The 11,146-nt window shown below is 44.0% G+C and carries 7 protein-coding genes and 1 pseudogene; 7 read left to right on the forward strand and 1 reads right to left on the reverse strand.

Annotated elements, in window-relative coordinates:
* The 6 genes from F6K52_RS24010 to F6K52_RS24035 all read left to right on the forward strand — a co-directional run.
* Positions 1-1,881: methyl-accepting chemotaxis protein (locus F6K52_RS24010; RefSeq protein WP_293083795.1), on the forward strand; the 1,881-nt coding region annotated here is incomplete at its 5' end.
* Between the two features lie 80 nt (positions 1,882-1,961).
* On the forward strand, positions 1,962-5,738 hold the full coding sequence (locus F6K52_RS24015; RefSeq protein ID WP_293083798.1) for a hybrid sensor histidine kinase/response regulator: 3,777 nt from the start codon (positions 1,962-1,964) through the stop codon (positions 5,736-5,738).
* 396 nt (positions 5,739-6,134) lie between these two features.
* The gene (locus F6K52_RS24020) at positions 6,135-6,659 is read left to right on the forward strand and encodes a chemotaxis protein CheW (protein ID WP_293083802.1); all 525 of its coding nucleotides are present in this window, start codon (positions 6,135-6,137) and stop codon (positions 6,657-6,659) included.
* 148 nt (positions 6,660-6,807) lie between these two features.
* A complete protein-coding gene (locus tag F6K52_RS24025; protein WP_293083805.1) occupies positions 6,808-7,044 on the forward strand; it encodes a hypothetical protein in 237 nt (78 codons plus the stop codon).
* A 330-nt stretch (positions 7,045-7,374) separates the two neighbouring features.
* On the forward strand, positions 7,375-8,124 hold the full coding sequence (locus tag F6K52_RS24030) for an ABC transporter ATP-binding protein (protein ID WP_364419394.1): 750 nt from the start codon (positions 7,375-7,377) through the stop codon (positions 8,122-8,124).
* 223 nt (positions 8,125-8,347) lie between these two features.
* Entirely contained in the window at positions 8,348-9,562 is a 1,215-nt protein-coding gene (locus F6K52_RS24035) for a bifunctional sterol desaturase/short chain dehydrogenase (RefSeq protein WP_293083813.1), read from the forward strand.
* Between the two features lie 43 nt (positions 9,563-9,605).
* Here F6K52_RS24035 and F6K52_RS24040 read toward each other — a convergent pair whose 3' ends face one another.
* Positions 9,606-10,115 carry a DM13 domain-containing protein gene (locus F6K52_RS24040; protein ID WP_293083808.1) on the reverse strand — a complete coding sequence of 170 codons (510 nt, stop codon included), beginning with the start codon at positions 10,113-10,115 and terminating at the stop codon, positions 9,606-9,608.
* 395 nt (positions 10,116-10,510) lie between these two features.
* Here F6K52_RS24040 and F6K52_RS24045 point away from each other — a divergent pair.
* Positions 10,511-11,146: pseudogene (locus tag F6K52_RS24045) on the forward strand (cellulose synthase catalytic subunit); the annotation flags it as partial.

The raw sequence follows: 11,146 nt of genomic DNA on the forward strand, positions 1-11,146 counted from the left end.
TCTTCTGAGGTTCCCCTTACCAAAAGGGGAACCTCAGAAGCTCAACTAAACTTCCTGCTCACCGACAACCTACTGTTACAGTTGTTAGTAGTGATTTTGGCTTTGACTGCTGATATATTACTAGCTATTCTGCTAGGACGAGCCATTGCTAAACCGATCCAACAGCTACAAAACTTAGCCGAGCAATTTACTCAAGGGTCACGTCACCTCCGAAGCAATCTGATCACTAACGATGAGATCGGTAAGCTCGCCAAGACGTTTAATGAAATGGCTGACAGTGTTACCAGTCAGCAAAAGGTGCTAAGTCAAGAGGCAAATCGGGCAGAGGTAATTATTAACTTTGCTACTACCCCGATTGAAAAATCTCTTGACCTCAAAGCTCTCTTCCAAGAAGCGGTGGAAAAAGCCCTCAATCAATTGAATGCTGACCGGGTAGTTATCTACCGCCTGAATCCTGATGGTAGTGGCTACATTGGATTCGAGGCAGTTCAACCCGGTTGGCCCAAAGCAGTTGACAATATGCTTAAGAAAAAAATTGAAGATGCTTGTATTCCACAGCAGCTGATTGATGGCTACAAACATGGACGTGTCGTTGCCACCAATAATGTCTTTGAAGCAAGTTTTCATCGTGACCACCAGAAGTTGATGGAACTATTGCAAATCAAAGCAAATTTAGTGACACCAATTGTCCACGGAGAAACACTCTACGGTTTACTTATTGCTCATCATTGTACGGCTCCACACCAGTGGCAAGAGTCTGAAATCATTTTCCTGACGCAGTTATCTGTTCAGCTGGGTAATGTTATGCAGCGAGCCACATCCTTAGAACAAATGGAGGCAGCCCGCCAAAAAGCAGAAAATCTTGCTCAGGAACAGCGCCAGCTCAAAGAGGATCTGCAAAAGCGTGCTCTAGAACTGTTGATGGAAGTAGAGCCAGTTAGTAAAGGAGACCTCACAATTCGAGCCCACGTGACTGCCGATGAATTGGGAACTATTGCCGATTCCTACAATGCTACCATCGAAAGCTTGCGAAAACTTGTACTGCAAGTCCAACAGGCAACCAAGCAAGTCACTACCACCACTACTCAAGATGAAGCAGCGATCCGAGACCTATCCACAGAAGCTTTACGACAGGCAGAGGAAATTGCTAATGCTTTACAAAAAATTCATGACATGACAGTCTCAACTCGCTCTGTGGCTGTCAGTGCTTCTGAAGCCGAAGCTGCAGTCAAACAAGCAGCTCAAACGGTAGAAGCCGGAGATGCTGCTATGAACCGCACTGTAGAAGGTTTTATGGCCATTCGGGAAACTGTAGGTAGTACGGCTAAGAAAGTCAAACGTCTTGGGGAATCGTCCCAAAAGATTTCTAAGGTAGTCAACCTGATTAGTGGTTTTGCTGAGCAAACCAATATGTTAGCCCTCAATGCTGCTATTGAGGCAGCTCGTGCTGGGGAAGCTGGTCGAGGCTTTGCGGTAGTTGCTGATGAAGTACGAGCCTTGGCCCATCAATCGGCGGAGGCAACGGCGGAAATTGAAAAGCTGGTAGCAGACATTCAGGCGGAAACCAATGAGGTGGCAGCCGCTATGGAAGAGGGAACTGAGCAAGTGGTAGTTGGGACTCAACTGGTGGATGACACCAGGCAGAGTTTGAATCAAATTACTGCCGTAACGGTCAAGATCAATGAGTTGGTCAAAGCAATTGCCATCACAGCTGTTGAACAAACCCAAGCGAGCGAATCAGTTACTGAAACTATGACTGACGTAGCAGCGATCGCGAATAGAACCTCCACAGAAGTCAGCCAAGTATCTAACTCGTTCAAAGAACTGCTAACAGTGGCTGAGCAACTCCAAGATAGTGTGGGCAAGTTCAAGGTGAGTTAGTGTCATTGTAGTGATTAGTATGTTGTTAATGACCAATGACCAATGACCAATGACCAATGACCAATGACCAATGAATAACCATGGCAACTCACTCTGAGATCCAAGACCAAGCCTATCAGTTTTTTATCGAAGAGGCACCAGAGCTGTTGCAACTGATCGAGACAGGCTTACTGAATCTCCAGCAAGAACGAACCACGGCTAAGATCCACGATTTAATGCGAGCCGCTCACTCCATCAAGGGAGGTGCTGCCAGTGTTGGGCTAGAGGCAATTAAAACTTTGGCTCATCGTCTCGAAGATATCTTCAAGGCTTTCTACAGCGACGAGGTACAACTTGATACTGAACTAGAAAGCTTGCTGCTCAAAGCTTATGACTGCCTCCGGAACCCCCTAATGCAGCAAATTGAGCAAGGCTATTTTGACCCAGAGCGAGCCCTATCCACTGCTCAATCCACTTATGCCCACATTGAAGAACGACTTGGTGATGCCCTGGCACAGGTTCATAACTACATTCCTAGTTCCGGTGACTTAGGTATTGATATTGTATCCTCTATTTTTGAGGTTGATGTGGCTCAGGGACTAGAACGTCTTGCTGCGGTTTTAGCCAATCCTCAAAATTATGAGGTCGTGGGGGAATTAAAGGCACAAGCAGACGTATTCGCTGGCTTTGCCGAGTTACTGAACTTGTCGGGATTTGGAGCGATTGCCGAAACCGCTGTAGCAGCAGTAGAGCAACATCCCCACCAAGTGCTGAAAATTATTGAACTTGCCCTAGCTGATTTTACAACAGGACGCGCTGCTGTACTAGCAGGCGATCGCACTCAAGGGGGAAATCCATCGACTGCTCTAGTGGCTTTAACACAAGCCCCTGCTACTCCGGCTAATGACATCACAAATAGTATAAATACCACCACTGAATTTGAAGATATCTTTAGTGACTTTAACCTAGGCGAAGCAACCAATTCTTTTGAAGACTTTACCTTATCTGAGCAAACCGCTACCCAAGCATCTCAACTCAATCCACTAGCGGAAGAGATTTTCGAAACCTCACCCACCCTTGCCCATCAAGAAACTGACTTAGATCAAGCAACTGTTGACCCACCATCTTGGAAGGTTACCGACTCAGTTGATGTTACTGATATTTTTAGTAATTTTAACCAAGATCAACAGACCTTACTCTTTGAAGACGTTGCTCTAGCCCAGGAAACCACTGCCCAGCAGCCCCAAGTGAACCTGTCAGCTGAGAAAGTTCCTCTGACCCCACCGATTGTTGCTGATCTCAAAACTAGTGACTTGGCGCAAGTCAGTCAAGACCTACCATCTGATCAATCTACGCCTTCAGAGGATCAAGTTAACCCAGTCCAAGAGGCAGAAGCATCTTTCCCAGAGGAAACCATTTCCCCGAGCACAGAAACTGTCCCACACTCCGAGCAAGACCTGAGTAACGCTAAGGCTGACCCTACCCTAGGATCTAAACCAGTAGCGAACTCGCCCAATCCATCAAGCACTGCTTCTGCTCCCCTCAAGAACTCATCCCTAGAGGTACCAAAAACCCTGGAAGCTGCTGTGGAAAAGATTGAACAAATCTTTGAAAGCCTGCCACCGCTCCAGAATATGCCTGCTTCAGATGTTCCATCATCACCAACGCTACCAGCAGCGGCATTTTTAGCCAATGAATTAGCTATTAACCAACCCACTAAATCGGCTAAATCCCAGCAGCATCAACCTATTCAAGCTAATCGAGCTACTTCTAAGCCATCAGAGCATCCCAGCCAAAGTCCAACCTCTATTTCCCCTGACAGTTCAGTCCGAGTTAACTTAAAGCGACTAGAACGGATGAACAATCAGGTCGGGGAACTGGTGATCAACCGCAATAGTATTGGCCTGCAAAATGAACAATTACAAGCAGCAGTGCGGGAGCTCACCCAAAGATTTGACCTTTGTCAAACCTTTGTTAGTCAATTACAAGAGTTATCTGATCAGAGTCTAGCGAGTGCCTCAAGTGCTGGATCAATGGTCTCAAATCCTAGCTTTGCCTCCCTTAGTAAGAATGAGTGGAATCAGCAAGGGACGAATTCTGTCGGTGAGAGAAACTCACCCCAGCAATCGGTAACGTGGTCAGGCCAAAAGAGCCTAGACAGTGAATCAGACCCATTGAACAAACCCCTGTTTGATTCCTTGGAAATGGATAGCTATAGCAATGTCCATTCTTTGATCCAAGGACTACAAGAAGAAATGATGCTGCTTAAAGAAGCGGTGGGGGATATAACCCTATTTGCCCAGCAGTCTGATCACACCTTGGAACAACAGCGGCAAATGCTTTCTCAGCTACGAGACGAGCTGATGTGGGCGCGGATGTTGCCTCTGGGTCAAGTACTCAACCGCTTTCCTCGGGCTTTACGGGATCTTTCTACCCAACACCACAAACCAGCCAAACTCAAGCTTAGTGGTACAGGGGTTTTGGTGGATAGAGCAGTCCTGGAAAAACTCTATGACCCCTTACTACACTTACTCCGGAATGCTTTTGATCATGGTATTGAATCCCCTGAAATTCGGCGGAAACGAGGTAAAGCAGAGGAAGGGAAAATTGAAATTCGGGCTTACCATAAAGGCAATCAAACCATCATTCAAGTCAAGGATGACGGTGAAGGTCTCAATATTGAACGCATTCGTAACCAAGTATTGGTCAATGGATTGTTGTCAGCCAAACAAATTGCTAAAGCTCCCCCATCCCGCCTGTTAAAGATGATTTTTGAGCCAGGATTTTCCACCGCAGCTAAAGTCAGTGAACTGTCTGGTAGGGGAGTAGGTTTAGATGTAGTACGCTCTCAAATTCGAGCTCTCAAAGGTAAAATCTCTGTCACTTCATCCCCAGGTAAGGGTACAACCTTTACCCTACGGCTGCCGTTAACTCTAACCATTGCTAAATTACTAATTGCTACAGTCGGTCCAATTGTTATCGCTTTACCATCAGACAGTATTGAAGAAATTGTGGTTCCCAAGGGGGATCAGATGCAAAAATCTGGGACAAAACGGTTTTTGCTCTGGCGCGGACAAATGGTTCCCACTTATACCATGTCTGATCTTTTGGAATATAACTGTCCAGTCAGAGAAAGTACTCCTAGCAAAGCTTTAGTTTATGTTCCGACCCCTGAAGATTGGGCGTTACCTATGGTAGTAATGCGTCGAGACCAGCAAGCTTTTGCGTTAGAAATCGATCGCGTGATCACAGAGCAAGAGCTAGTGATTAAACCCTTTGGCAAAGCCCTTGCGGCTCCCAGTTATACCTATGGTTGTACCATCCTGGGGGATGGTAGTTTAATTCCGGTGATAGATAGTAATGCCCTGCTAGAGCAATTTTTAGGTCAAAGCCATCAAGAGACTAAACCGAGAAGCTTGTCTGATATACTCAAAGCTACCACTAAGAAAAAGTCATCGGTTAACCGGACTCAAACTCCTGCTCAAACTGCTCCAGTTCCCACAATTTTAATTGTTGATGATTCGACAGGTTTACGACGAACCTTGGCTATGAGCTTGCAAAAAGCAGGTTACCGAGTGTTACAAGCTCGGGATGGACACGAAGCTTTGGAACAATTGCGGCAAAGTTCCAAAGTCCAGATGATAATTTGTGATATTGAAATGCCGAATATGAACGGTTTTGAGTTTCTTGGTCAACGTCGCCAAGACCCTCAGTTATCAAAAATTCCTATAGCAATGCTTACCTCCCGTAGCAGTGAAAAACATCAGCGTTTGGCAATGCATTTGGGGGCTAATGCTTACTTTACTAAACCTTATATTGAACAAGATTTTCTTGGGAAAATCAAAAATCTTATTAAAGAAAGTAAATCTGAAGTTTAAGTATTCATTGATAAGCTAATGCGCTACAGTGCTACTTGATGTACTATCAGCCATTCCTCATCAGGCTTTAGCTCAAAGCAATAAGCAATTAGCTTATTGAAGGGTGTCCACGACTAATCAGTTATAGCGCTACGCGCAAGGCAATAGGCATGCTAGCAAGAGGCAATAGCTTACTACAAAAGCTTTTGAGCTTTTAGCAATGTCCTAACTTTAATTTGTAGTGCTATACTTGCAAATATATCCTTGAATTATCCTCCATCATTATACTTTTAATCCTAAGTTTACAAACTTAGTTTGGTGAGTTACTCCATTCAATTCCTATTGCTTCTAAATCTTGATCAGAATACTTATATTTTTTCATCCTTCATACTTTTTTTAATACGATGAATCGACATCATGAAAAATAATTTAATTGACTCCCAGCTTAGTGATAATAATCGATTGACAAATCAGAAGGCTACATCATTATTGAAATTAGTGGTCTTTAGAATAGAAACAATCAATTTCGCCTTTCCGATTGACCGTGTCAACAAGGTAATTAATTACACAACTGTTTATAGTAGTGGACTTAATGATATAGGCATTGCCCATATCGATGACGACGAAATTCCTATTATCGACTTGCATCGCCGGTTATTTAAATCTACCCAAATCAGCACTTCTAACCCAGCACGTTTCCTGCTGATTGTTCAAAATACAATGGGTGAAGGATTTGGTATCCCTGTACTCAAAACACCGAATTTGATAGAGGTTTCCATGACTGATATTCGTACCCTACCAGAGTCTTTTCGTCAAGCTGATACCCTGGGAATTGCTAGTCATGTTGCGGTGATCCCCCAAGAAAATACATCTTTGACTGTCTTTTTGCTAGATGTTAATCAATTGCTGCCTTGGGTTTCTCAAAGCGCGAAAAGGGGTTAAGCATTGAGGAATCAGCAATCAGCTATCTTCACCTCTAGCTTTATGGCATGGGAATAGTCCTAGTCGATGAGATTTCTGTTATACTTGAAATTGTGTGATAGCTATCTGCCAGAATTAATGGTTAGGGAGGGAGTACCGCACTCTATCCGTGCTTGGTGAGCGTGGTATAGGAGAGCCTTTTTCTGGGAATTGTGCTAAGAAGTTGGTAGCATCAAAAACGCGCTTTGACGATAACCAAGTCAAAAAGCTTCGTTGGCAAAAAAACAACCAAGCAGTATCATCGGTCTTAGAAACTAGGACTGCTGGTAAGGACAGGAATATAAGACCTGGGTTTGGGGAACTAAATTTAGGCGATTCCTTGTTAATTCCGAATCGATTGCTGTAGCGTAAGCTCAGCCTATGTAAGTTAACAGGTTTAGCTTCCACCTAGGCTTTTATCTACGATGCTTAGCAATATAAGGGTGAAGTAGAAGCAGTCGGAACAAGTATCCGACAAAACGCATCTATAGATAAGATGTAGCATAGTAAGTCTTATCTCTAGCAGTAGGACTTATGGCGAGTCCATCTGATGTGAAACAAAACGTTTCTATTGGGTGTAGCTCGCCGGTTCACCCATAAACCTGCCAGAATCCCCTAGCTTTAGCGATGGGGAGTCGTCAATTTCAAGCAGTACGACCTAAGAGTCTAGTCAACTGGTGCTGCTATATTTTAATATATGGTGTTTCCCAAAAAACTGATTAAGGGCGGCTCTAAAGTATCTAAAGTTATAGATTTACCTAAATATGGTGTACGCTCCATTCTTGCTAAAGGGGTGCAGATGGACTTCCAGTCAGGACAAAACCGTGTTCCAGTTCTCAAAGGAATAGACTGGGAAGTCAAACGTGGTGATATCCAACTTTTAATGGGACCGTCTGGCTCTGGCAAGACTACCTTTTTGTCAATATTGGCGGGATTACTGACCCCGACACTCGGAAAAGTCTATTTACTGGGTCAAGAAATTACCAGTATGTCTAGAACTAAGCTGGCAGAGTTTCGCCGGGAACATATTGGCTTTATTTTCCAACACTTCAACCTATTTCCGGCACTGACAGCAACAGAGAATGTGGAAGTTGTGCTAAACATTAAGGGAATTCGGGGGTTAAATGCTCGACAGCAGGCAAAAACGTTATTAGAGCAGGTTGGTTTAGAGGGGAAAGGACATCTTAGACCGAGTGACTTGTCAGGGGGACAGAAGCAACGGGTAGCGATCGCGCGGGCTTTAGCTAAAGAGCCACCCCTAATTATGGCAGATGAGCCAACAGCAGCCTTGGACTCTCACAGTGGTCATACAGTGATTGAGTTGCTGCGTCGTCTGGCTAAGGAAAAAGGCTGCACAGTGCTAATGGTAACCCACGATCCTCGTATTATCGATGTAGCTGACCAAGTGTCTTATATGGAAGATGGTATGTTGAAGGTTGAAGGTTGAGGGTTGAACGCGCACCCGTGGCCGTTCGCGCAGCGTGGCCTACGGCCTTAAGGCCAGGGTTGATAGGTAACAGTTGATAGGTGAAAGTTGACGGGTGAAGGGTGAGTGTTAATGGTTCACCCTCAGCATCTTAGTTTTATTTGTACCTACCTAATTATGATGTGAATGGGCAATTTGCCAACACAACAAGTTACTGTTCACTCTAGGCATCATAATCATGTTCATGGTAGATTTCTGGCTAGGTATAGGAGTTTTGGGACTGGGTTCTATTCTGTGGGTAGAACTGGTGCGAGACTTCTATCACCTCCTGTCCCATCACTGGACACCTCTGTATCGCTTGCATGTGTGGCATCATCGGGTCTTCCGTCAGGATTTAACTGCTGTCAGTGATACCATATACCGACAGGCGCACTGGCGTAATGATGTACCAGAAGCCTTGGTCATGCTAATGTTAGGCTTGGTGCTATGGTGGTTGGCTTATACCTGGACACCAGATCTGCATTGGGCAGCTTTGACTGGTTCTGTGTACACTATGGTATTTCTATTGGGTGCGATCGCTCGTGGCTATGGCATCAAGGGAGCCGATAAGTTGACTGATATGACCCACCTTCCGGGTCCATTCCTCTATCCTCCTTCCCCTTGGATGGTGAATCGCAGCTACCATTGGCGACATCACTTTGATAACCAAAAGGCTTACTATGGCGGCACATTCACTTTAGTAGACAAACTGATGGGGACAGCACTATCCCTCCAAGGAAAAACTATTGCAGTGACGGGAGCATCGGGAACTCTGGGACAGTCACTGTTGTACCATCTCCAGCAACGGGGAGCAAAAGTGATTGCTCTGACCTCCCAAGAACAAACTGTTACGTTAAATGTCAATGGTGAAAGCTTGCCAGTAAAAACCTTGACTTGGCAAGTGAGTAAAGAGTCTGAACTAGCTCCACATCTGGAAAATGTGGATATTCTAATTCTCAATCACGGCATTAATGTTCATCAAGAACGGACAGCCGATGCGATCGCAAAATCCTACGAGGTCAACACATTATCAAGTTGGCGGTTGCTAGAGATGTTTTTATCTACTGTTCGGACTAATCAAGATATTGCTCGCAAGGAAGTTTGGGTTAATACTTCGGAAGCGGAAGTTAATCCAGCCTTTAGTCCTTTGTATGAACTGAGCAAACGTACCCTAGGAGACCTAGTTACCCTGCGTCGTCTAGATGCTCCTTGTGTAATACGTAAAGTAATCCTCGGACCATTTAAAAGTAATCTCAATCCAGTTGGGGTCATGTCAGGGGATTGGGTAGCCCAGCAAATCCTTAATCTAGCCACTCGTGATGTGCGTAACATCATTGTGACGATTAATCCCATAACCTATTTAGCGTTTCCAGTCAAGGAATTTTTTGTCAGCCTATACTATAGGCTGTTTAGTCGTTAGTCCTTAGCAACTTGCCTTAATTATTAGTTAGTAATTAGTGCTACTAATTACTAAGGGTGGCGTAGCCAAAGGTGACGTTGAATTTACGGCACCAAATGACTACAGAGCTAAAGTCTTCTGGATTAACATCAGCAGGGATACGGTACCGTTGAGTGCCACTGACCTGCTGAAGACGACCAAGACTTTCATAATTTTCCTTACTGTAGGATTTGGGTACAGTTTGGCGGTGCAACAGCACCATTAGATCGGGTCCGTTATCTGTCTTAAAGGTTTCGTCAAACTTCAGGTAACGTTGTCCATTGTCTGTGACTAAACTTACCATGCCTTGAGTAGAATGGGCTGCTGTTACAAAATTTCCTGATCTACTTGTTGCCTGTGCCACTGTTCCAGTTGGTTCAGCAGCTGGAACGGTGGACACATCGATCTTGGTTGTCCTAGACGTAGAGGTAGAGGGTTTTGCCTGAACAGTACTCTGATTCTCAGGTACTCCTGCTACACAACCTACGCTTAAAAAAGCAGTAGCACCAAAGATGGCTAAATAGTTAAGCTTCATCAGATTATCTATCTCGTGGAAACATTACTCTATTTGCTATTATGTCTAGTCTTCGCTGGCAGTAGCCTGAGTTTTTGTTAAAAAATTTAGTGAATAATTCTAAACTCTAGCTAATCAATTTTTTTGGATAGATTAATAGATCCCGAAATAGGCAAGTTAAGTAAATTTTAATAGTTGGCTCAGGTTATATTAATCTCTTATCAATATAATCTAGATTATTGCCATCCTATTTTAGGATTTAGGTTGAGTTTAAAATAACAGGTTATAAGATGGCAATGGGTGTAATGGTGTTTAAAAATTCAAGGATTAAATAATTGCTATAACCTTTATTATACCACGCTTTTTAATTTCCTATTTACTATTTTCCGCACACAGCGCTATACCTGTTTTTAGATATGACAGTTCCCAAAGTTAGCTACCCAAACTCTAGGTGTTCTTCTAACAAACGACTATTTAGGTTACGAGCTGCAACGGTCGTGATCCTGATTTTAGTTACTAGTTTTAGTGCGATCGCTCTAGCTTGGTTGGCTGGTCAGGGGCAGATTACCCAGCTATTTGCTCAGCTGGATATCTGGCAAAGAAACCCACCGATGTGGTTGGAAGCACCAATTGTTAATCAGCAACACTATTTATTGCTACCAACAATTATCTTAATGGTAGTTGTTCTGGGGGTCACGAAAATCTCTCCCCGTCCTCGCACTTGGTCTAGAAATCTAGTGGTGGGGGTTTTGCTAGCACTATTGGCACGATATCTGCTCTGGCGAATCTTCTCTACCCTGAATTTAGTGGATCCCCTTAATGCTTTCTTTAGCCTAGGATTATTTTTCCTGGAAATGTTGTTGCTAACCAGCAGTATTATCCAGCTATTTTTAATGTTAAGGGTGAAAAACCGTAGCGCTCAGGCTTCCCAGTTATCATTAGATGTCATTTCAGGAAGGTTTAATCCTTCTGTGGATATCTTAATCCCAACCTATAATGAACCTTGTTTTATACTAAAGCGAACAATTATAGGTTGTCAAGGGATAGATTAT

Source organism: Moorena sp. SIO3H5, assembly GCF_010692395.1.
Classification (GTDB): Bacteria; Cyanobacteriota; Cyanobacteriia; order Cyanobacteriales; family Coleofasciculaceae; genus Moorena.

Excerpts from the sequence above, each read along its gene's own strand:
- F6K52_RS24015 (WP_293083798.1), top strand. The coding sequence starts at position 1,962 with ATGGCAACTCACTCTGAGATCCAAGACCAAGCCTATCAGTTTTTTATC.
- F6K52_RS24020 (WP_293083802.1), top strand. The coding sequence starts at position 6,135 with ATGAAAAATAATTTAATTGACTCCCAGCTTAGTGATAATAATCGATTG.
- F6K52_RS24030 (WP_364419394.1), top strand. The coding sequence starts at position 7,375 with ATGGTGTTTCCCAAAAAACTGATTAAGGGCGGCTCTAAAGTATCTAAA.
- F6K52_RS24035 (WP_293083813.1), top strand. The coding sequence starts at position 8,348 with ATGGTAGATTTCTGGCTAGGTATAGGAGTTTTGGGACTGGGTTCTATT.
- F6K52_RS24040 (WP_293083808.1), bottom strand. The coding sequence starts at position 10,115 with ATGAAGCTTAACTATTTAGCCATCTTTGGTGCTACTGCTTTTTTAAGC.